Genomic DNA, 21,303 nt, shown 5'->3' with positions numbered 1-21,303 from the left:
CCGGTCAGACGCCGGCCGTGACCGTGCGCCGGATCCGGGCGGCCGACGTGCCGCGACCGGTGGGGATCTGCGAGAAGCGGTGGAACCGCCGGCGCAGGTCCGCGTCCTTGTACCGGTCGCAGGTGTCGTGCCAGCGCAGGATGCCCGACATCCAGTAGGTCAGCTCCCCGGCATAGCGGGTCAGCTGGCGGCGCACCGGCTCGTCGAGGCCGAGGTGCTCGAACATGGCCGGCATCTCGATCGCGACGATCCGTTCGAACTGCCGCATGCGGCCTTCCATCAGGTCGGCGACGACGGCGCGGGCCGCGTACCGATCGGCATTCAGGAAGCGTTCGACCACGAAGACCATGTTGTGGATCTCGTTCTCGAATTCAATTTCCTTCTGGTACGAGTACAGGTCGTTGATGAAGCACGCGTAGTCCTGGGCGGCGTTGTCGAGCTGGCGCATGACCCGGGTGTCGAAGACGTCGTCCGGCACGAGTTCGCCGTGCGAGAGCCGGGCCAGGCTCATGGTGAGATCCGAGCCGAACGTGCTCCGGCGCATCTCCACGTAGTCGATCGGGTCCGGCACCCGGTTCTGCACCTGGTTGCCCAGCTCCCACAGCCACGACGCGGTCATCGTCTCGACCGCCCGTCGGAACCGGGCCCGGGCTTTCGGGGTCATCGGCCCGGCGGTGCGGCGCCACAGGTCGGCGAGCCCGGCCTCGACCGGGGTCAGCGGTGCCGGCACCGCACCCGCGTCCAGCGGCATGAACGACGACAGCCGCACGTTCTGGAGCTTGGCGCCGGCCAGGTCGCCGGTCCGGCCGTAGCGGACCGGGAAGAGATCATCGCCGTACGTGCCCCAGGCGAGCCAGTCCGACGAGATGTTCAGCTGCGTCGCGGTGGCGTCCGGGTGGATCATCGCGGCGCAGTGCGAGAAGTCGAACCCGTCGAACATGGGCCGGGTCCACAGCTCGCCGTGCGGGGTGCCGGGCACCGGGGCGAACATGCCCATCGACTCCGCCCAGTCGGTGTTGTGCCGCCGGGCCGCGGGCAGGTGCGGGCTGGTCCGCACCGGGAACGGCATGTACAGCTCGGGGATCGGCAGGTGCCCGACGACGCGCCCGACCGGCAGATGGCCGTGCTGCGCGTGCCGCCGGCGCAGCCCGGTGCTGCGGCCCCGGCCCGGCGCGATCTTCGTGTAGCGGCTCGACCGGGCGTGCCACTCGTGCCCGCCGGCCTGCCAGTCCTGCAGCGCCTTGGCGTACTTCGCGACCGCGATCTGGTCGGTGGGCGCGACGGCGTACTCGAGGAACATCGCCGGGATCTCGGTGAGCGCGGTGTGCTCGAACTGCTGCAGCCGGGACGTGAGCAACTCGTTGACCAGGTCCACCGAGCGGGCGGTGGGGATGTCCAGGAAGCGTTCGAGCACCAGCACCGCGTTGGAGTTCTCGCCCTCCTCGGTGACCTCACGTTCGTACGAGAAAAGGTCGTTGCGCAGGTGCACCGCGTCGGAGAACGTGTCCCGCAGGACCTCGAGCGGTCGCAGGGCCGCGAGGTGGTCGGCGAGCTCGGCACCGGCCGCGAACTCCACGAGGTTGGCCGACCACGGGGCGCCGCCGACCCGCCGGCGCATCTCGATGTACTCGATGGGGTTGGCGATCCGGCCCTCGGAGATGTTGCGCAGCTCCCACATGGACTCGACCATCAGGTTGTGGGTGCTGCGCACGAAGCGCTGCCGCCAGCCCTCGGACATCGCCGGGATGGTCCGGGCCCACAGGTCGGCGAGTCCGGCCTCGGCGGGGTTCTCCGGTTCCGGCGCGGTCCGCCCCGGCTCGGTCATAAACTCCTCCAGCCGGTCCAGGTAGGCCTGGGCCCCGACCATGTCCCGGCTGTATTTGAACAGCGCCAGGAAGTGGTCGTCGAAGAAGAACACCCAGACATACCAGTCCGTGATGAGCGCCAGCATGTCCGCGTCGCAGTCCGGATGGATGTATGCACACATCAGCGCATAATCATTTTTCCGCAGCTTCTCGATGTCCCAGACGCCGGCGTCGAGCATGCCCTGTTTGTTGGCCCATTGTTCAGAATGGTCGCGGGCATGCTGCTCATGAGGATTCTTCGTCGCGGGGTGAGGCAGGTAGAAATCGGGTAGCGTGAATGCCGACATAGCCTCCGACCCTAGCTGGGCTGCATGGATCCATGGTGGATTCGCGATGCCGCCGCGTGGTGGTCACCCGTTCGGCAACCACGTGAGCGTGAATGACGTGGCGCGGTGCCATCTGCTGTCGATTCATCGGCATACTGAGCCTGCACGCCATTTCTGGCGCCATTCTTCAGATACGGGAACGGTGGTATTCGGTGACTGCTGTCGATACGAGCAGATCGGGAAGCGACGTCGTTGAGGATCAGCGGCAGAGCCTCAGCACAGCCGCGGCTCGCAATCTCGCGACGACGACCAAGTCGCAGCCGCAGATGCAGAACATCTCCTCGCGGTGGCTGCTGAAGGTGCTGCCGTGGAAGCAGGTCGTCGGTGGGGCCTACCGGGTCAACCAGCGGCGCACCTACAGCATCGGCGACGGCCGCGTGACGTTCACCAACGTCGGCGCGGACGTCCAGGTCATCCCGGCCGAGCTGCGCGAACTGCCGCTGCTGCGCGGGTTCGAGGACATCGCGGTGCTGACCGCGCTGGCGCAGCGCTTCGAACAGCGCGAGTACGCCGCGGGTGACATCATCGTCGAGGCCGGCCAGCCGGTCGACCAGATCATCCTGATCGCCCACGGCCGGGTCAACAAGATCGGCCGCGGCGACTACGGCGACGAAGCGGTGACCGGCGTGCTCGCCGACGGCGAGTATTTCGGCGACCGGGTGCTGACCGGTTCCCTCGAACTGTGGGGCTTCACCGCGAAGGCCGCCACCCAGTGCACCGTGCTGGCCCTGCCGCGGCAGGCGTTCGAGCAGATGAACGGCCGTTCCGACGGGCTGCGCGCGCACGTCCAGCGGGCCCTGGACCGGGCCGACCGCCCGCAGAACAAGCACGGCGAGGCCGCCATCGACCTGGCCTCCGGCCACGAGGGCGAACCCGACCTGCCGGGCACGTTCGTCGACTACGAACTCGCACCCCGCGAGTACGAGCTCAGCGTCGCGCAGACCGTGCTGCGCGTGCACAGCCGGGTCGCCGACCTGTACAACGAGCCGATGGACCAGGTCGAGCAGCAGATCCGGCTGACCTCCGAGGCGCTGCGCGAACGCCAGGAACACGAAATGATCAACAACCGCGCTTTCGGTCTGCTGCACAACGCGGACCTCAAGCAGCGGATCCACACGAGGACCGGCGCGCCCACCCCGGACGACCTCGACGAGCTGCTCAGCCGGCGCCGCAAGACCCAGTTCCTGTTCGCCCACCCGTCGGCGATCGCGGCGTTCGGCCGGGAATGCAACAAGCTCGGGCTGTACCCCGGCGAGATCGACTTCAACGGCCACAAGATCCCCGCCTGGCGTGGCGTGCCGATCCTGCCGTGCAACAAGATCCCGGTCTCCGACACCCGGACCACCTCGATCATCGCGATGCGTACGGGCGAGGACGACCAGGGCGTCATCGGCCTGCACAAGACCGGCCTGCCCGACGAGTACGAACCCGGCCTGTCGGTGCGGTTCATGGGCATCAACGACAAGGCGATCATCTCGTACCTGGTCAGCACCTACTACTCGGTCGCGGTGATGACGCCCGACGCGCTCGGCATCCTCGACGACGTCCAGGTCGGCCTCGGCCGCGACCTCTCCTAGGGGCGAGCATGGTCGCAGTCGCTGTACAGGCCGGCCGGACCGCGCCCGAACTCCTCACCTGGAGCCGGAGTGTGGTCGACCCGCCGATGCGGGCCGCGGTGGCAACCCTGCCGGAATCGACGGGCCGGCTCGTCGAATACCACTTCGGCTGGCGCGACGCGGCGGGCCGCCCGGCGGACGAGTACCCGGGCAAGGCGGTGCGGCCACTGCTGGCCCTGCTGGCGGCCGAGGCGGCGGGCGCCCCCGCGGCGTCCGCCGTCCCCGCCGCGGTCGCCGTCGAACTCGTCCACAACTTCTCCCTCATCCACGACGACATCATGGACGGCGACCACACCCGCCGGCACCGTCCGACGTTGTGGACCGTGCACGGCGTCGGCCCGGCCATCCTCGCCGGTGACGCCATGCTCGCCCTCGCCTACCAGGTCATCGCGCCGGCCGGGCTGCCGCTGCTCAGCTCGACGGTGCAACACCTGCTCGACGGGCAGGTCGCGGACGTCGCGTTCGAACAACGCGCGGACGTGACCGTCGCCGAGTGCACGACGATGGCCGAGGGCAAGACGGGAGCACTGCTCGCCGCGGCGGCATCGCTCGGTGCCCTCGGCGCGCCGGCGCCCACCCGGGACCGGCTCGCCCGGTTCGGCGCCCTGACCGGCCTGGCCTTCCAGTTCGCCGACGACCTGCTCGGCATCTGGGGCGACCCGGACGTCACCGGCAAACCCGTCCGCTCCGACCTGCACCGCGGCAAGAAGTCCCTGCCGGTGGTGGCCGCCCTGACCGGCGGCACCCCGGCCGGGGCGCGGCTGGCCTCGTTCTACGCCACCACTCTGTCCGATCCGGACGCGGTGCTCGCGGCCGAACTCGTGGAAGCCAGCGGGTCGCGCGCCTGGTGCCAGGCGCGCGCCGACGAGCTCTTCGCCGAGGCCGTCCAGGTGCTGACCGAGATCGACATGGCATCGCGTACCCATCAGGAACTGCTCGCTCTGGCCCGGCTGCTGACCAGGCGGGACCGATGACCTCGGTCTTCGTCGCAGAATCGCTGGCCGGCCTGCCGTGCCCGGCGGCGCCGCTGCTCGCCGGGGAACTGGGCCGCCGCGGACGCCCGGTCGAGTACGCGTCCCTGACGCTGGGAACCCCGGTGGTCTCGGGCACCATCGTGCCCGGCGCCGGCGGCCCGGTCGGCCTGGCCATCGCCAGCGCCGACCCGGCCGACCGGCACACCCTCGGCGACTGGCTCGCGGTGACCGGCCCCCGGACGATCCTGCTGGCCGCACCCCGGTCCTTCTGCGCGGGCGTCGAGCGAGCGATCGACACGGTACGCGGAACGCTCGACACCGCGCCCGGTCCCGTCTACGTGCGCCGCCAGATCGTCCACAACCGGCACGTGGTCGCCGCCCTGGAACAGGCCGGGGCAACGTTCGTGGAGGAACTCGACGAGGTCCCGGACCACGCCACGGTCGTCTTCTCGGCCCATGGGGTGGCACCGTCGGTCCGTACGGAAGCATCCCGGCGCGGCCTCCCGGTGGTCGACGCGACCTGCCCGCTGGTGGCCAAGGTGCACGCCGAGGCCCGCCGTTACGCTGAGCGCGGCGACACGGTCGTGCTCATCGGCCACGCGGACCACGAAGAGGTCGAGGGCACGGTCGGCGAGGCCCCGGCCCACATCGTCACGGTGGCGACCCCCGCCGAGGTCGAGACCCTGGTGATCGACGACCCGAGCCGGGTGTCGTACCTGACCCAGACCACACTGGCGATGGACGAGAGCGCGGCCGTGGTGCACGCTCTGCGGAAACGCTTCCCGCTCCTGCGCGGGCCGGCGTCCGCGGACATCTGCTACGCGACCACCAACCGGCAGGAAGCCCTGCAGGCGATCGCCACGGACGCCGACATCGTGCTGGTGGTCGGCTCCACCAACTCCTCGAACTCCCAGCGCCTCGTCGAGCTCGCCACCCGAACCGGAACCCCGGCCCACCTCATCGACGGCCCCACCGACATCCGGCCGGCCTGGCTGGCCACGGCCCGTACGATCGGCCTGACCGCGGGAGCCTCGGCCCCGCCCTCCATGGTGGACGCGGTGGTCTCCGCCCTGGGCGGCCTCGGCCCGACCACCGTCGAGGAACGCGAGACCACCCGCGAAACCATCCGCTTCCGCCCCGCCGGCGCGCCCGCCTGATCACCCATCCGGGGGAGCGGTCACCCGGTGTCCGCAATTCTGCGCATGCTGGGGTCATGACAGCTCCAGACCGTTCAGGCTCCCGGATCGACCACCTCAACATCGCCGTGCCCGACCTGGCCGGGGCGGTGGCGTTCTACGAGCCGGTCCTCGCGAGCATCGGCATCACCAAGATGCTGGAGATCCCGCCGAACGCCACGCCGAACCAGCCGACGGCCATGACCGGCTTCGGGCTGGCCGAGGTCAAACCGTATTTCTGGCTGATCGACGGTGGCACGGTCGGCACCAACATGCACATCGCCTTCACGGTCGACACCCGCGACGACGTGGCGACCTTCTACAAGGCGGCGCTCGCGGCCGGGGCCTCGTCCCTGCTCGAGCCGGCGGTTCACCCCGAATACCACCAGGACTACTACGGTGCCTTCGTCCTCGACCCGCACGGCATCAACCTCGAGGCCGTCTGCCACGTCTGAGCTCAGCGGAGGCGGCTCGCGAGAACGCAGAACTCGTTGCCCTCCGGATCGGCCAGAGTGACCCAGCTGACCTCCCCCTGCCCCACATCGGCATGCCGGGCACCCAGGGCGAGCAGGCGGTGCACCTCGTCGCCTTGGTCCCGGTCGGTGGGGTTGACGTCGATGTGCAGCCTGTTCTTGACGATCTTGCCCTCGGGCACCCGTGCGAACGTCAACCTCGGCGATGACGGTGTGGTCGGGGAGCCGATGGTGACCAGCCCGTCCTCCTCGTCTCGGACCTCGTAGTCGAGGACCGAGCACCAGAACCGCGCCAGGCCGGCCGGATCGGCGCAGTCGATCGCGAGCTCGGTGAATGTACTGGCCATCTCAGAACCTCCTGGTCACTGTCGCACCCTTTTCGGCAGGATCTCGTCGGCTCGGGCTCGGCCGAGGTCGGTTTCGTAGGGATCCGTGGCGGTGACCACGGCGTCCAGCACGCCCAGCGCCCGGGCGACGCCGAGGAATGCCTGGAGGCCGACGCCGGGGTCTCCGGTCTCGACCCGGCGCAGTGTGTTGCGGGAGATGCCGGCCCGTTCGGAGACCTGGAGGGCGGTGAGGCCGTGCAGCTTGCGCCAGGTCACGAACTGCTCGCCGATGCTCCTGGCGGCCGCCTGCACGCGGGTGGAGGGGCGAGGCATGGCGCGCCTTCCGCTAAGGGTCACCTTCTTGCCCACTATAACGCTTAACGCTCAGGATTGTGCGCTTTAGGTGGTCAGCGGTGACCGGGGTCGGCCGGGCTCGTTGAGGGGGCGAAGTTACCTATCAGGGGGATGGCATGACATTGATTCGGTCGAAGCGTCTGGCCAGTGTTCTGCTGGCCGGGGTGGTCCTTCTCGCCGTGGGTGGCACGACCTCGGCGTCGGCGTCCGCCGCGAGCAGTCAGCCGGGGCGGATCGGCCCCAAAGGTCCGGCAGGTCCGGCAGGGCCCAAGGGTCCGGCCGGACCTAAAGGCCCAGCTGGTCCGAAGGGCCCCGCCGGGCCCCGAGGCCTCACCGGTGCCACGGGGCCTGCTGGTCCTGCCGGTCCGGCGGGCCCTGCCGGCGCTTCCGAGGGCTCCAGGAGCGGAACCTGCGTCAAGTACGTTCCGCGCACGGTCAAGGCGGGGGACCGGCTCACCATCGTCTGTCAGAGCAGCTTTCAACTGTCGCCCACCACGGTGACCCTGACGCCGGGCTACTCCGATGGGTCGGCGGAGCCGCTGTACATCCTGGAAATGGGCCTCGACTACACCTACGCGGTCGACTGGGACGACAACGTCTCGAATCAGTTTGTGGTCAAGCTGCACATTCTGCGCGATGTGGTTCCCCCGTTCGCGACACCGTCCGAGAACTACGGCCTGCTCCTCGGCTATCGGGCCGACGCCGTCGTATAAGCGTTTTGGGATGTCCGAACTCTCCCGTGGAGGGTCATCGGTCCGGAACTGAAGTATTCTCACAAACTCCTGATATCGCTATACGTCTATGTGTAGCTACCGCTACGCATCCTGCGGTTTCAGGAGGACCTGTGAAACAAACTCTGTCGGCCGCCAGCGCCGTCCTGCTCCTGGGCGGGCTGCTGGCGGGCGTCGGCCCCGCGGCCACCGCCGCGGCGGCCCCGCCGGTCACGCCGGACCCGGCCAAAGCCCCGCTCGCCGCCGCCTCGCTCGCGCTCACCCAGCACCGGCCCGCGCTCCAGGCCGGCTCATCGGACGCGTTCACCCTGCGCAGCAGCGCCGTCGACGCCAGCGGTGCGGCACACGTGCACTACGACCGTACGTACCAGGGCCTGCGGGTCTATGGCGGCGACACCGTCGTGCACACCGCGCCCGACGGCGGGTTTGCCAAGGCGTCCGTCGGCCTCACCGGACCGCTCACCCTGGGCACCACCGCCAAGGTCTCGCCCGCCGCGGCCGCGGCGGCGGCCAAGAAGGTCTTCAAGGGCACGATCACCGAGGTGGGTACGCCGGAGAAGATCGTCGACGCCACCTCCGGCAGCGGGGTGCTGGCCTACCAGACCGAGGTCAAGGGGTGGGCCCCCGACGGGCAGACCCCGTCGCGTCTGCAGGTCGTCACCGACGCGGGCACCGGCGCGGTGCGCGACTCGTGGGACGAGATCGAGACCGTCGACGGCACCGGGCGGGGCATCTACGTCGGCACCGTCACGCTCAGCACCACCGGCTCGGGCACGAGTTACACGCTGACCGACCCGACGCACGGCAACGGCCGCACCTGCGACATGAACAACACCACCACGACGTGTACGACCATGACCGACACCGACAACGCCTGGGGTACGGGCGCGCAGTCGAGCGATCAGTCGGCGGCCGTGGACGCGCACTACGGTGCGGCGCTGACGTTCGACTACTTCAAGAACAACCACAACCGGAACGGCATCTTCAACACCGGCGCGGGTGTGCCGTCGCGGGTGCACTACGGCAGCAGCTACGTCAACGCGTTCTGGGACGGCGCGCAGATGACATACGGCGACGGCTCGGGCAACTCGAACCCGCTGGTCTCGCTCGACGTGGCCGGCCACGAGATGTCGCACGGCGTCACCGAGAACACCGCGAACCTCAACTACACCGGTGAGTCCGGCGGCCTCAACGAGGCGACCAGCGACATCTTCGGTACGGCCGTCGAGTTCTCCGCGAACAACTCCTCCGACCCGGGCGACTACCAGATCGGCGAGGAGATCAACATCAACGGCAACGGTACGCCGTTGCGCTACATGTACAACCCGACGCTGGACGGCGCCTCCCACGGCTGCTGGTCCTCCTCGACCAACAGCGTCGACGTGCACTACTCGTCCGGCCCCGGCAACCACTTCTTCTTCGACCTGGCCGAGGGCACCGGCGCCACGGCGTACGGCACGTCCCCGGTCTGTGGTTCGGCCCCGGCGGTCACCGGCATCGGCCGGGCCAAGGCGGCGGCGATCTGGTACCGCGCGCTGAGCACGTACTTCACCTCGACCACCCGCTACTACCTGGCCAGCAACCTGGCCAACTCGGCCCGCGCGCACACCCTGTCGGCCGCGACCGACCTGTACGGCAACTGCAGCACCGAGTACAAGGCCGTCCAGGCCGCCTGGACCGCGGTGAACGTGGCCGGCGCCGACACCACCTGCTCCACCAGCGGCAACAGCTTCACCCTGGCCCTGTCGTCGGCCTCGGGCACGGTGGCTCCCGGCGCGTCCGTCCAGTCCACGATCTCCACGGTCAACACCGGCACCGCCCAGACCGTGGCGCTGACCGCGTCCGGCCTGCCCACCGGCGCCACCGCGACCTTCAACCCGGCGTCGATCACCTCGGGCAACTCGTCCACCCTGACGCTGGCAACCTCGGCCTCGACCCCGGCCGGGACCTACTCGATCACCGTGACGGGTACGGGAACCTCGGTCACCCGGACCGCGACGTACACGCTCACGGTGTCGTCCGGGGGCGGCGGCTCCTGCACCGCGACCCAGCTCCTCGCGAACCCGGGCTTCGAATCCGGCGCCACGTCCTGGACCCAGAGCACCACCGGCATCATCGGCGTCCACAGCACCCAGCAGGCCCGCACGGGCACCTACGCGGCCTGGCTGAACGGCAACGGATCGACGTCCACGCAGTCCATCTACCAGCAGGTCACCCTCCCGACCGGCTGCGCGGCCTACGCGCTGTCGTTCTACCTGCACATCGATTCAGCCGAGACCACGACCACGACGCAGTACGACAAACTGCAGGTCCAGGTCCTGAACACCAGCGGTACGGTGCTCGGAACGCTCGGCACGTACTCCAACCTGAACAAGGCCACGGGCTACACGGTCCGCTCGTTCAGCCTCGCGGCGTACGCGGGTCAGACCGTCCGGCTCCGCTTCTACGGCACCGAGGACTCGTCCCTCCAGACGTCCTTCACCATCGACGACACCGCCCTGAACATCTCCTGACGCTTCACCCCTGACATGCCGGGGCGCCCCGATCCAGCGGGCGTCCCGGCCCCGGTTGCCAGAACCGCACGATCGTGCGGTTCTGCCGGATCAAACCTTGGCATTGCGACATTATGCGGGCGAAACCGCACGATCGTGCGGCTCGCGGTGGGGTGCTGGAATGCCTGATTGTCCAGCTGATCAAGATCATCGCCCCGCCCTCGGCGCTGGGTCTGTCTGGCGGCCGCTCAGGGTATGACGTGACCATAGGCGCCCGGGCCGTCCTGGGTTACAGTTGTTTCGGATATCACCGGAGATGGGAGGGCGAGATGGCGCGTTCGAGCGTTTTGGGCGAAGCGACCCGCGTTGAGCCGACCTCCGACGATCGTGATCGCGCGGCTGAGATCAGCCGCGCGGGGACAGGGCTTTCGCAGGCGATCCTCCGGCTGTCCAGCGGGGAGGAGATCGCGCTGTCCCAGTCCTTGGTTGCTGTGTTGGTCGCGTCTGCGGGACCGCTGTCCCAAGGTCATGGCGTCACTGTGCTCGCCACCGAGGTTTGCCTGACTCCGGCCGAGGTGGGCGAGTTGCTGGGATTGTCTCGTCCGTTCGTGGTCAGGCTGCTGGATGCCGGCGAGATCCCGTCGGAGCACCTTCCTGACAGCAAGCACCGGGTGGTGCGCCTGGTGGACGTGTTGGAATTCCAAGCACGCAGGGAACGCCGCCGGGCAGGCCGTCGACTTATTGCCGACGCTGTTCAGGCCGCGGACCTTCCTTACTGAGCGCGGCGGCGACCCTGATGGCCAGAGTCTTCGTCGACACCAACGTGCTGTTCCCGTTCTCGGTCATGGATCTCATGCTGGCCCTGACCGAGGACGGCGTGCACGACGTGATGTGGACCCAGGCGCTGCTCGCCGAATGGGAGCGGGTCATCGTGCGGGCGCAACGCCGGTCGGCCGCCTCGGCCGCAGCGATCACCTCCGCGATCCGCGAGTATTTCGGCGACAGCGAGGTGCCCGAGTCCGCCTACGCCCATCTGATCGAGCAGATGCCGGGCAAGGACCCCGACGATCGGGTACACATGGCGGCTGCTGTTGCCGGTCGGGCCACCGCGATCGTGACCTGGAATCTCGCTGATTTTCCCGCCGAAGTGCTGGCATCTCACGCAGTCCGGGTCTGCACGCCGGACGACTACCTGTGCGGCCTGCTCGACGTATGGCCCGACGAGATACTCGATACCGTTGTCCGGCTGGCTGGCGAGAAGCGTCGCCCGCCGCTGACCCCGGCTGAGCTGGCCGACGTGTTGTCCAAGGCCGGCACACCGGCGTTTGCTCAACGACTGCAGGCGATGCTGGCGGACGGGAAGCGTTGATAGCCGCACGGCACAGTTCGAGTCTTCAGTGACCGAATTAAGCCATCTCATGGTCCACGGCGCCGACCTGAAAGTGATGTAAAGTGCCCCCGGCAGGATTCGAACCTGCGCTTTCGCCTCCGGAGGGCGACGCTCTATCCCCTGAGCTACGGGGGCTCAGCGAGTGAAACTCTAGCAGGCCCGCTCCGAGCCCCGCCAATCGGTTCAGTGGGGGTACTTCCCGAACAGGTCGGACGCGGCTACGTCGGCGGTGCAGGGGAGCTCTCCGGGGGAGAGCTGGGTGTGGGACGGGCGCCAGGTCGAGGTCCGGTCCGGGGTCACCTGGACGAGGACGCAGTCGTACTGGGAGGCGTTCAGGGCGACGCCCAGCAGGCCGGGTGCGGTCGCGTAGGTGATCTGGACGGCCGGGTCCAGGTGGAGGCGGCCGAGGGCGGTGCGGGCCGGCTGTTCGGCGGGCTTGATGCCGGTCAGAGCTGCCTTGATGCGGTCGTCGGCGCCGGTGAGGGACGCGTTCTGCGGTACGGGCAGGGCCGGCGTCCCGGGGCAGGGGATGTCGTCGTCGCGGGTGTCGTCGTCCGGGCCCTGGTTGAGGCGGAAGCAGATGAGTTCGGTGGCCCGCTTGATGGTGACGCCGTCGTAGCCCTCTTCGTGGCCGTTGCCGGGGACCCGGAGGATCAGGGTCACGCCGGTCTGCCAGTGGGTCTCGCCGGTCACCGAGAGAACGTCGACGCCGTCGAAATGGCCCGCGGTGCGCTGGTAGTCGGCCGCTTTGTAGGTGCCGTCGTAGTCGAAGCGGTTCTCGACCTGCTCGATCTTCGCTGCCGCGTCCGCCACGGCGGTGACGTGGACGGGGGACGCGTGCAGGCCGGAGAGGTCGACGTAGCGGTGCACGATGAACGCCCCGGCCGCGGCGAGGACGGCGGCCGCGAGGGCCGAGCTCGTGAGGATGCGTCTGGTCCGGGGATTCACGGCGGCGATTATGCCGGGTTCGTGCCCGGGTGCGCAGTCCCGTTCCTGGCCCGGCGGGCGGTGGGCCAGGAACGGGGAAGGGCTACTTCTGGATGCTCTTGAGCAGGTCGTCGATCAGGTTGAGCTCGCCCTGCTGACCGGAGACCATGGTCTCGGCGATCCAGGTCACGTCGTCGTTGTCCGAGAGGTTCAGGATCTCCTGCGCCATGTGGATGCCGCCGAGGTGGTGCTGGCGCATCAAGGTGAGGAACTGGATGTCCAGGTCCGTACCCGTGGCATTGCGCAGTTTTTCCATCTGTTCGGACGTGGCCATGCCGGGCATGAGGCCGTTCTGGACCGAGCCCTCGGACCCGGGCATCCAGGCCATCGGGTCCTGGGAGCCGGTCGGGCTCAGGTGCCAGTCGCGGAGCCAGGCCTGCATCGTGCCGATCTGGCCGTGCTGGGTGAGCGCGATGTCCGCCGAGAGCGTGACGATGCGGCTGTCGGTGGAGTTCGCGTGGGCGATCATCGACATCTCCACCGCCTGGGCGTGGTGGGTGCTCATGTCGCGCAGGAAGCCCGCTTCGACCGAGTCGTCGCCCGGGGTGCCGTAGAGGCGGGGCACGAGGATGCCGCCGGCCGCACCGACCAGCAGGCCGAAGACCAGGACCGCGGCGAGCCAGGCCGGCCCGAACCGCCAGGAGCGGTCCGGGCCGGTGCCGTCGGCCGGCGCGGCGGCCGGTGCCGCCGCGCCCGCGGTGTCGGTGGACACGGTCATCAGCTGCCGGTGGCGCCGGTGGCCGCCGCGACCGGGCCGGTGGTGGTGTTGCCGCTGGAGCAGGCCGCGTTCGGCTCCATCGTGGCGTTGAGGCGCAGCGCCTTGATGAACTCGTCGATGCGGGCGTCGTCGGCGCTGTCGACCTTGAGCTGGTAGCCCCAGACCTGCAGGGAGATGTTCTTGTCGAGGCCCGCGATCGGGCTCATGAACATGTAGTCCTTGCCCTCGACCTTGGTCTGCAGCTTGGCGACCTGGTCGGCGGCGAGACCCTGCTTGTACGTCACCCAGACCGCACCGTGCTCGAGGCTGTGCACCGCGTGCTCGTTGGCGATCGGCTCGGTGTAGACGTCACCCATGCAGTTCTGCCAGGTGGGGTTGTGGTCGCCACCCACCGGCGGGTTGGTCGTGTAGGTGAGCGTGCCGTCCTTGTGGTTCCGCGCGTCGATGAGCGCGTCCTTCTTGGCGCGGTAGTCGACGATGCCGGAGATGTCGGCGGCGCGGTCCTCCCACGAGGCACTGCCCTTGACCGAGGCGAAGACGCCGTAGCCGATGATGCCGACCGCGATCAGGACGACGACGCCGGCGACCGCGATCGGGCCCCAGTTGCGCCCGCCGCTGACTTTCACCGGGGTGACCTTGCGGCCCTTGCCCTGCGGCTTCTTCCCGCCCGGCCGGGAAGGGGTGGCCTTCTTGACCGGGGGCTTGCCCTGCCCGGACGTCTTGTCGACCTTCACGGTGGACGGGGTCCGTTCGGGCCCCGGGGTGCTCATGCTCATCGTGCCTCGTCACTTCATAGGGGTCACTTCATAGCGAGAAGTCAATGCCTGGGGCTGGCCGGCCCGGGACCACGTGCGGGCCCCTGGTATGCCGCCGGGCGCCAAAGTCTACCCGGATAGCATGGCTCGGTGACTCCCGCTGACCTCGCTGCCACCGTTCTCACAGCTGCGCGTGCTGTTTTCGTCACTCGCGGCCTCGATGTCGCCCTGCTCCCCGAGACGACGACGGTGGAGCGACCCCGTAACCCCGAGCACGGCGACTACGCCTCGACGATGGCCATGCAGCTGGGCAAGAAGGCCGGGGTGGCGCCGCGCGAGCTCGCCACCGCGCTGGCCGACGAGCTGAGCAGCCTGCCCGGGATCAAGTCGGTGGAGATCGCCGGTCCGGGCTTCCTGAACATCCGGCTCGACGCCGCCGCGGCCGGGGTGCTGGCCCGCGAGGTCGTCCTGGCCGGCCAGGAGTACGGCCGCACCGAGCGCCTCGCCGGTCAGCGGATCAACCTGGAGTTCGTCTCCGCCAACCCCACCGGCCCCGTGCACATCGGCGGCGTGCGGTGGGCCGCGGTCGGCGACGCGCTGTCGCGCCTGCTGAGGACGTCCGGTGCCGACGTCGGCACCGAGTACTACTTCAACGACGCCGGCTCCCAGATCGACCGGTTCGCCCGGTCCCTGTACGCGGCGGCCAAGGGTGAGGGTGCCCCCGAGGACGGTTACGGCGGTGCGTACATCGCCGAGATCGCCCAGGCCGTGGTGGCCCAGGCGCCCGACGTGCTGCGGCTGGACGAGGCGGCGGCGCTCGCGACGTTCCACCGGGTCGGCGTCGAGCTGATGTTCGCCGAGATCAAGCAGTCGCTGAACGAGTTCGGCGTGCACTTCGACACGTATTTCAACGAGAAGGACCTGCACGAGCGCGGTGAGCTGCAGGAAGCTCTCGACCGGCTGAACGCGCAGGGGCACATCTACGAGCAGGACGGCGCCACCTGGCTGCGGACCAGCGAGTTCGGTGACGACAAGGACCGGGTGCTGCGCAAGTCCGACGGCGACTGGACGTACTTCGCCGCCGACTGCGCCTACTACCTGGACAAGCGCAAGCGTGGTTTCGACAAGGTCGTGATCATGCTGGGCGCCGACCATCACGGTTACATCGGCCGGATGAAGGCGATGTCCGCGTGCTTCGGTGACGACCCGGCGGCCAACCTGGAGATCCTGATCGGCCAGTTGGTCAACCTGGTCCGTGACGGCGAGCCCGTACGTATGAGCAAGCGGGCCGGCACGGTGATCACGCTGGAGGACTTCGTCGACGCGCTCGGCGTGGACGCCACCCGGTACGCCCTGGCCCGCTACTCGTCCGACTCACAGATCGACATCGACATCGACCTGTGGACCCGGGCGAAAAGCGACAACCCTGTCTATTATGTCCAGTATGTCGCCGCGCGGACCGCGAGTGTCGCCCGTAACGCCGCCGACCTGGGGCTCACCCGGGGTGCCCCGGAGGACTTCCGGCCCGAGCTGCTGGTGCACGAGAAGGAGAACGACCTCCTCAAGGCCATCGGTGAGTACCCGGCGGTCGTCGGCAGTGCCGCGGAGCTGCGCGAGCCCCACCGCGTCGCGCGCTATCTCGAGGACCTCGCCGGGGATTACCACCGCTTCTACGACAAGTGCCGGGTGACGCCGATGGGCGACGAGGAGATCAACGACCTCCACCGGGCACGCCTGTGGCTGAATGACGCCACCCGAACGGTGATCGCGAACGGTTTGGCCCTGCTGGGCGTCTCCGCCCCGGAGAGGATGTAGTCATGCGGGCACACGAGGCCGGGGCGCTGCACGGCGACATCGGCAACCGGGGACCGGCCTGGCTGCGCCCCCCGGCGGACGTCAACGCCCTGGTGCCGCAGCTGTGGCCGCGCACTGTGGGCCGTACCGATGAAGGGGTCCTGGAGGTCGGCGGCCTGGACGTCGCCGCCCTGGCCGAGGAGTACGGCACGCCCGCGTATTTCCTCGACGAGGAGGACCTGCGGGCGCGCTGCCGTGATTTCGCGACCGCCTTCACCGGCGCCGATGTCTACTACGCGGGCAAGTCGTTCCTCTGCAAGGCCGTCGTCAAGGTGGTCGACGAGGAAGGGCTCTTCCTCGACGTGTGCTCCGGCGGTGAGCTGGCCGTCGCGCTGGCCGCGGGCTTCCCGGCCGAGCGGATGGGCTTCCACGGCAACAACAAGTCGGTCAGCGAGCTGCGCCGGGCCCTGGACGCCGGGGTCGGCCGGATCATCCTGGACTCGTTCCACGAGATCGACCGGCTCACCGAACTGGCCCGCGAGGCCGGCAAGCGCCCGGCCGTGCTGATCCGGGTGACGGTCGGTGTCGAGGCGCACACCCACGAGTTCATCGCGACCGCGCACGAGGACCAGAAGTTCGGGTTCTCGCTGGCCGGCGGCGCCGCGTTCGAGGCCGCGGTCCGGGTGCTCGACGACGGCGTGCTCGACCTGCGCGGGCTGCACTCGCACATCGGCTCGCAGATCTTCGACACCTCCGGTTTCGAGGTCGCCGCCCGCCGGGTGCTGGGCCTACAGGCGCAGATCCGCGACGCGCGCGGGGTCGAACTCGCCGAGCTGGACCTCGGCGGCGGCTTCGGCATCGCCTACACCACCCAGGACGACCCCTCGCCCGCGAGCGACCTCGCCAAACGGATCAACAAGATCGTCGAGGGGGAGTGCGACGCGTCGTCGTTGCAAAAACCCAAGCTCTCGATCGAGCCGGGCCGGGCCATCGTGGGACCAGCGGTTTTCACCCTGTATGAGGTCGGCACGGTCAAGGACGTCGACGGCATCCGCACGTACGTGAGTGTCGACGGCGGCATGAGCGACAACATCCGTACCGCGCTCTACGACGCCTCGTATTCGGCGACAGTGGCCAATCGCACGTCCTCCGCAGCCCCTCTTCTCGCCCGCGTGGTGGGAAAGCATTGTGAGTCCGGGGACATCGTCGTGAAGGATGAATTCCTGCCCGCCGACGTGCAGCCCGGAGATCTTGTCGCGGTCCCCGGCACAGGTGCCTATTGCCGGAGTATGGCCAGCAATTACAACCACGTGCCCAGGCCGCCGGTGATCGCCGTGCGCGGCGGCTCCTCCCGGGTCATCGTCCGCCGGGAGACCGAAGAAGACCTGCTCGCATTGGATGTGGGATGAGCTCTGATAAGCCTGCGGTCCGGTTGGCCCTGCTCGGTTGTGGAACGGTCGGCAGTGAGGTCGTCCGCCTGCTGCACGACCAGGCCGACGACCTTACGGCCCGGATCGGCGCGCCGCTGGAGCTCGTCGGCGTCGCCGTACGCCGGATCGGGCGGGAGCGGGGCAAGCTGCCGATCGACCCCGCGCTGTTCACCACCGACGCGCTCGGCCTCGTCAAACGCGACGACGTGGACGTGATCATCGAGGTGGTGGGCGGCATCGAACCGGCCCGCACCTGGCTGACCGAGGCGCTGCGGGCCGGCAAGAGCGTGGTCACCGCCAACAAGGCGCTGCTCGCGGAGGACGGCGCGGCCCTGCACGACGCCGCCGCCGAGGGGGGTGCCGACCTCTACTACGAGGCATCGGTCGCGGGCGCGATCCCGCTGCTGCGCCCGCTGCGCGAGTCGCTGCACGGCGACCGGGTCACCCGGGTCACCGGCATCGTCAACGGCACGACCAACTTCATCCTGTCGTCGATGGACGCTTCCGGCGCCGGTTTCGGCGAGGCCCTGGAAGAAGCCACCGAGCTGGGGTACGCGGAAGCCGACCCGACCGCCGACGTGGAAGGTTTCGACGCCGCGGCGAAGGCGGCCATCCTCGCCTCGCTCGCGTTCCACACCCGGGTGACCGCGGCGGACGTGTTCCGCGAGGGCATGACCGGCGTGACGGCGGCCGACATCGCCAGCGCCAAGGAGATGGGCTGCACGATCAAGCTGCTCTGCATCGCGCAACGCGGCCCGGACTCCACCGGCCAGGAATCGGTCAGCGTCCGGGTGCACCCGGCGATGATCCCGCGCACCCACCCGCTGGCCGGGGTCGGCGACGCGTTCAACGCGGTCTTCGTCGAGGCCGAGGCCGCCGGGCCGCTGATGTTCTACGGCCGCGGGGCCGGGGGCACACCGACCGCCAGCGCCGTGCTCGGCGACATCGTCGCGGCCGCCCGCAACCGGCTGTCGGGCACCCGCGCGCCGAGCGAGAGTTCGTACGCGCACCTGCCGATCCGCCCGATCGGCGAGGCCGTCACCCGCTATCACATCAGTCTCGACGTGGCCGACAAGCAGGGCGTGCTGGCCACCGTCGCCGGCGTCTTCGCCGATCACGAGGTCTCCATCGCCACGGTGCGTCAGTCGGGCCGCGACGAGGACGCGACGCTGGTCATCGTCACGCACGGGGCGCCGGACGCCAACCTGCACGCCACCGTCGAGGACCTGCGGCAGTTGCCGATCGTGCGCTCGATCGCCAGCGTGCTGCGGGTCGAGGGAGGGTCCTGAGCATGCTCGATCACGTCGGATTCCAGTGCGCCGACCTGGCGGCCAGCGCCGCCTTCTACGACGCGGTGCTCGAGCCGATCGGCCTGCGCCGGCTCAAAGATTTCAAGGTCGCCCTGGGGTACGGAGCACTCGAGGCGGATTTCTGGATCAGCGCGCAGGAGTCGGGGGACGGTTTCCGCGAGTCCCACATCGCGTTCAAGGCGCCCAGCCGGGCCGCGGTCGACGCGTTCTTCCAGGCTGCCGTCGCCGCGGGTGCCGAGGTGCTGCACGAGCCGGCGATCCACCCCGAGTACCACCCGGCGTACTACGGGGTGTTCGTCCGTGACCCGGACGGCAACAATGTGGAGGCCGTGTCCCACGGTCCCGAGTAGTGGACACACCGTCTCGCCATTCGGCAAGCTGGTGCATCCTTGAGCGAGTCGTCGAGAGGAAAAGACCATGTGGCGGGGACTTATCGAGGCATACCGTGACCGGCTCCCGGTCTCGGCCACGACCCCGGTGGTCACGCTGCACGAGGGCAACACGCCGCTCGTGCCCGCCCCGGTGCTGTCGCAGCGCACCGGCGCTGAGGTCTACCTGAAGGTCGAGGGCGCCAACCCGACCGGCTCCTTCAAGGACCGCGGCATGACCATGGCCGTGTCCAAGGCGGTCGAGGACGGTTCCAAGGCGATCATCTGCGCCTCCACCGGCAACACCAGCGCCTCGGCCGCGGCGTACGCGGCCCGGGCCGGCATCACCTGCGCGGTGCTCGTGCCCCAGGGCAAGATCGCGATGGGCAAGCTCGCCCAGGCCCTCGTGCACGGGGCCACGCTGCTGCAGGTCGACGGCAACTTCGACGACTGCCTCGCGCTCGCCTCGAAGCTCTCCCAGGACTACCCGGTCTCGCTGGTCAACTCGGTCAACATCTTCCGCCTGCACGGCCAGAAGACGGCCGCGTTCGAGGTGGTCGAGGCGCTCGGTGACGCCCCCGACATCCACTGCCTCCCGGTCGGCAACGCGGGCAACATCTCCGCCTACTGGATGGGTTACCAGGAGGACCACGCGGCGGGCACGATCAAGAAACTGCCGAGGATGTACGGCTTCCAGGCCTCCGGCGCCGCCCCGATCGTGACCGGCCAGGTCGTCCCGGAGCCCTCGACCATCGCCACGGCCATCCGCATCGGCAACCCGGCGAGCTGGACCAAGGCCCTCGACGCCCGCGACGCCTCGGGCGGTCTGATCTCGGCGGTGACCGACCGCGAGATCCTCACCGCGTACCGTCTGCTGGCCCGCGAGGTCGGCGTCTTCGTCGAGCTCGGCAGCGCGGCCAGCGTGGCCGGTCTGCTCCAGCAGGCCGAGGCCGGCGCGGTCCCCGCGGGCTCCACGGTGGTCTGCACGGTGACCGGGCACGGTCTCAAGGACCCGGAGTGGGCCATCTCGACCGCCCCGTCCCCGACCACCATCCGCAACGACGTCCTGGCCGCCGCCCGCGCCCTCGATCTCTAGGGCGCGTCTGACGGCAACCTCAACCTGATGACCTGCTGAACGAAGCCTTCGCGCCGGTCGAGTCCCCCTGACCGGCGAGGCCTGCCGCCTCGCGAGGCCCGCCCTTCGCTTGGCTCGCGTTCTGCTTGGCCCGCCGTCTCGCGGACCTGCTGTCCCGGTTGGCCTGCTGTCCCGGTTGGCCTGCTGTCCCGGTTGGCCTGCTGTCCCGGTTGGCCCGCTGTCCCGGTTGGCCCGCTGTCCCGGTTGGCCCGCTGTCCCGGTTGGCCCGCTGTCTCGGTTGGCCCGCTGTCTCGGTTGGGCCGCTGTCTCGGTTGGGCCGCCATTTCGCTTGGCCGGTCGTCCCCCGAGGTCGGCAGCTGCCACCGGGTGACGTTGGGCCTGAGCGGGTCGGGCCCGGGCGTAGGCCTGGGCCAGGGCGGCGCTGGGTGAGGTCAGGCCGGGATGAGGGCGAGGCGGCCCCGAATGGGGTGGGCCTGGGTGGTGCTGGACCGGGTGCAGGCAGCCTTGGCTGAGGGTGGGGTCAGGCGCGGGCCGGGTCGGGGTGGGGGGTCTCGGCCAGGTCTTCGCCGGCTACGCGGATCATGGCGTGCAGGCCGTTCAGGACCGTTTCGAGTTCGGCGGCGGTGAGGCGGGCCAGGAGGCGGTGCTGCATCTCCATGCCCGCGTTGACGATTTTGTCGATCATCTCGCGGCCGTTGGGGCTGAGGCTGATGCGGCGTACCCGGCGGTCGTGGGGGTCCTCGGTCCTGGTCACCATGTCGTGGGCCACCAGGCGGTCGATCATGCCGCTCATGGTGGCGAGGCTCACGCCCAGTAAGCCTGCCAGCTCGCGGCCCGAGGTGTCGCCGAGGCGGCTGAGCATCATCAGGATCTTGAACTGTTGCATGGTGAGCTGTGACTCGAAGAGCGGATCCGATCGGTCCCGCACGAACAGCTCCTGCAGCCGGTGCTGCGCACCCATAATGTCCGCGATGAGTCGGTTGTTCTCGGCCACCGCACCTCCGTGTTGCGCGCAGATGGCCGTGTTGCGTCCATCTTGTGACCGGACGCTACCAGTGCCCCCGGACGAAAACCATTTGTTCGCGTCGGGCAAACTATATGTCTTGACCGAACTTTTCGGGGG

At 69.3% G+C, this 21,303-nt stretch carries 20 protein-coding genes and 1 tRNA gene; 13 read left to right on the top strand and 8 right to left on the bottom strand.

All coding sequences use genetic code 11. The features are described from left to right. Positions 1-4: 4 nt before the first annotated feature. Positions 5-2,152 carry a germacradienol/geosmin synthase gene (locus ACIA6A_RS05245; RefSeq protein ID WP_396096113.1) on the bottom strand — a complete coding sequence of 716 codons (2,148 nt, stop codon included), beginning with the start codon at positions 2,150-2,152 and terminating at the stop codon, positions 5-7. 191 nt (positions 2,153-2,343) lie between these two features. On the opposite strand from ACIA6A_RS05245, the gene ACIA6A_RS05240 reads away from it, so the two are divergent. From ACIA6A_RS05240 to ACIA6A_RS05225, 4 genes are read left to right on the top strand one after another with little or no spacing between them, the layout of a single operon-like run. Continuing rightward, positions 2,344-3,768 carry a family 2B encapsulin nanocompartment shell protein gene (locus tag ACIA6A_RS05240; protein WP_396096112.1) on the top strand — a complete coding sequence of 475 codons (1,425 nt, stop codon included), beginning with the start codon at positions 2,344-2,346 and terminating at the stop codon, positions 3,766-3,768. Between the two features lie 8 nt (positions 3,769-3,776). After that, positions 3,777-4,781 (top strand): polyprenyl synthetase family protein, encoded by a 1,005-nt coding sequence (locus ACIA6A_RS05235; RefSeq protein WP_396096111.1) that lies wholly within the window; start codon positions 3,777-3,779, stop codon positions 4,779-4,781. Next, the gene (gene ispH / locus ACIA6A_RS05230) at positions 4,778-5,938 is read left to right on the top strand and encodes a 4-hydroxy-3-methylbut-2-enyl diphosphate reductase (protein WP_396096110.1); all 1,161 of its coding nucleotides are present in this window, start codon (positions 4,778-4,780) and stop codon (positions 5,936-5,938) included. Before ACIA6A_RS05235 ends, ispH begins: the two co-directional genes overlap by 4 nt. A 56-nt stretch (positions 5,939-5,994) precedes the next feature. Next, complete coding sequence (locus tag ACIA6A_RS05225; RefSeq protein ID WP_396096109.1) at positions 5,995-6,411, top strand: VOC family protein; 417 nt, start codon at positions 5,995-5,997, stop codon at positions 6,409-6,411. A 2-nt stretch (positions 6,412-6,413) separates the two neighbouring features. Here ACIA6A_RS05225 and ACIA6A_RS05220 read toward each other — a convergent pair whose 3' ends face one another. Together ACIA6A_RS05220 and ACIA6A_RS05215 are read right to left on the bottom strand one after the other, a co-directional pair. After that, complete coding sequence (locus tag ACIA6A_RS05220; RefSeq protein ID WP_396096108.1) at positions 6,414-6,776, bottom strand: VOC family protein; 363 nt, start codon at positions 6,774-6,776, stop codon at positions 6,414-6,416. Positions 6,777-6,791: 15 nt separating this feature from the next. Further along, a complete protein-coding gene (locus ACIA6A_RS05215) occupies positions 6,792-7,088 on the bottom strand; it encodes a helix-turn-helix domain-containing protein (protein WP_396096107.1) in 297 nt (98 codons plus the stop codon). A gap of 137 nt (positions 7,089-7,225) precedes the next feature. On the opposite strand from ACIA6A_RS05215, the gene ACIA6A_RS05210 reads away from it, so the two are divergent. The 4 genes from ACIA6A_RS05210 (at position 7,226) to ACIA6A_RS05195 (ending at position 11,701) form a co-directional block, all read left to right on the top strand. Then, positions 7,226-7,822 (top strand): hypothetical protein, encoded by a 597-nt coding sequence (locus ACIA6A_RS05210; protein ID WP_396096106.1) that lies wholly within the window; start codon positions 7,226-7,228, stop codon positions 7,820-7,822. Between the two features lie 131 nt (positions 7,823-7,953). Continuing rightward, positions 7,954-10,353, top strand: coding sequence for a M4 family metallopeptidase (locus ACIA6A_RS05205; RefSeq protein WP_396096105.1), 2,400 nt, complete (start codon positions 7,954-7,956; stop codon positions 10,351-10,353). A 113-nt stretch (positions 10,354-10,466) separates the two neighbouring features. Further along, the gene (locus tag ACIA6A_RS05200; protein WP_396096104.1) at positions 10,467-11,111 is read left to right on the top strand and encodes a helix-turn-helix domain-containing protein; all 645 of its coding nucleotides are present in this window, start codon (positions 10,467-10,469) and stop codon (positions 11,109-11,111) included. A 17-nt stretch (positions 11,112-11,128) separates the two neighbouring features. Beyond that, positions 11,129-11,701, top strand: a complete 573-nt coding sequence (locus tag ACIA6A_RS05195) for a PIN domain-containing protein (RefSeq protein ID WP_396096103.1) — start codon at positions 11,129-11,131, stop codon at positions 11,699-11,701. 84 nt (positions 11,702-11,785) lie between these two features. Here ACIA6A_RS05195 and ACIA6A_RS05190 read toward each other — a convergent pair. The 4 genes from ACIA6A_RS05190 to ACIA6A_RS05175 form a co-directional block, all read right to left on the bottom strand. Then, positions 11,786-11,857: transfer RNA gene (locus ACIA6A_RS05190), tRNA-Arg, on the bottom strand. Between the two features lie 48 nt (positions 11,858-11,905). After that, a complete protein-coding gene (locus ACIA6A_RS05185; RefSeq protein WP_396096102.1) occupies positions 11,906-12,670 on the bottom strand; it encodes a hypothetical protein in 765 nt (254 codons plus the stop codon). Between the two features lie 82 nt (positions 12,671-12,752). Next, positions 12,753-13,427: a DUF305 domain-containing protein gene (locus ACIA6A_RS05180; RefSeq protein WP_396096101.1), complete on the bottom strand. Its 675-nt coding sequence runs from the start codon at positions 13,425-13,427 to the stop codon at positions 12,753-12,755. Next, the gene (locus tag ACIA6A_RS05175) at positions 13,427-14,203 is read right to left on the bottom strand and encodes a DUF3105 domain-containing protein (protein WP_396096100.1); all 777 of its coding nucleotides are present in this window, start codon (positions 14,201-14,203) and stop codon (positions 13,427-13,429) included. Before ACIA6A_RS05175 ends, ACIA6A_RS05180 begins: the two co-directional genes overlap by 1 nt. A gap of 129 nt (positions 14,204-14,332) precedes the next feature. On the opposite strand from ACIA6A_RS05175, the gene argS reads away from it, so the two are divergent. The 5 genes from argS (at position 14,333) to thrC (ending at position 20,180) form a co-directional block, all read left to right on the top strand. Then, the gene (argS, locus tag ACIA6A_RS05170; RefSeq protein ID WP_396096099.1) at positions 14,333-15,997 is read left to right on the top strand and encodes an arginine--tRNA ligase; all 1,665 of its coding nucleotides are present in this window, start codon (positions 14,333-14,335) and stop codon (positions 15,995-15,997) included. A 2-nt stretch (positions 15,998-15,999) separates the two neighbouring features. Next, positions 16,000-17,385, top strand: a complete 1,386-nt coding sequence (lysA, locus tag ACIA6A_RS05165) for a diaminopimelate decarboxylase (protein WP_396096098.1) — start codon at positions 16,000-16,002, stop codon at positions 17,383-17,385. Then, positions 17,382-18,695 carry a homoserine dehydrogenase gene (locus ACIA6A_RS05160; protein ID WP_396096097.1) on the top strand — a complete coding sequence of 438 codons (1,314 nt, stop codon included), beginning with the start codon at positions 17,382-17,384 and terminating at the stop codon, positions 18,693-18,695. Before lysA ends, ACIA6A_RS05160 begins: the two co-directional genes overlap by 4 nt. Positions 18,696-18,697: 2 nt before the next feature. Further along, entirely contained in the window at positions 18,698-19,066 is a 369-nt protein-coding gene (locus tag ACIA6A_RS05155; RefSeq protein WP_396096096.1) for a VOC family protein, read from the top strand. 67 nt (positions 19,067-19,133) lie between these two features. Beyond that, the gene (thrC, locus tag ACIA6A_RS05150) at positions 19,134-20,180 is read left to right on the top strand and encodes a threonine synthase (protein WP_396096095.1); all 1,047 of its coding nucleotides are present in this window, start codon (positions 19,134-19,136) and stop codon (positions 20,178-20,180) included. Positions 20,181-20,700: 520 nt separating this feature from the next. Here the strand turns inward: thrC and ACIA6A_RS05145 are convergent. Next, positions 20,701-21,174 (bottom strand): MarR family winged helix-turn-helix transcriptional regulator, encoded by a 474-nt coding sequence (locus tag ACIA6A_RS05145; RefSeq protein WP_396096094.1) that lies wholly within the window; start codon positions 21,172-21,174, stop codon positions 20,701-20,703. Positions 21,175-21,303 lie beyond the last annotated feature (129 nt).

Origin of the sequence: Actinoplanes sp. NPDC051494 (assembly GCF_044454705.1) — a bacterium.
In the GTDB taxonomy this organism is placed as follows: Bacteria; Actinomycetota; Actinomycetes; order Mycobacteriales; family Micromonosporaceae; genus Actinoplanes.
Note: the sequence above shows the minus strand (reverse complement) of the source record. Positions and strands in the feature narration are given on the sequence as shown.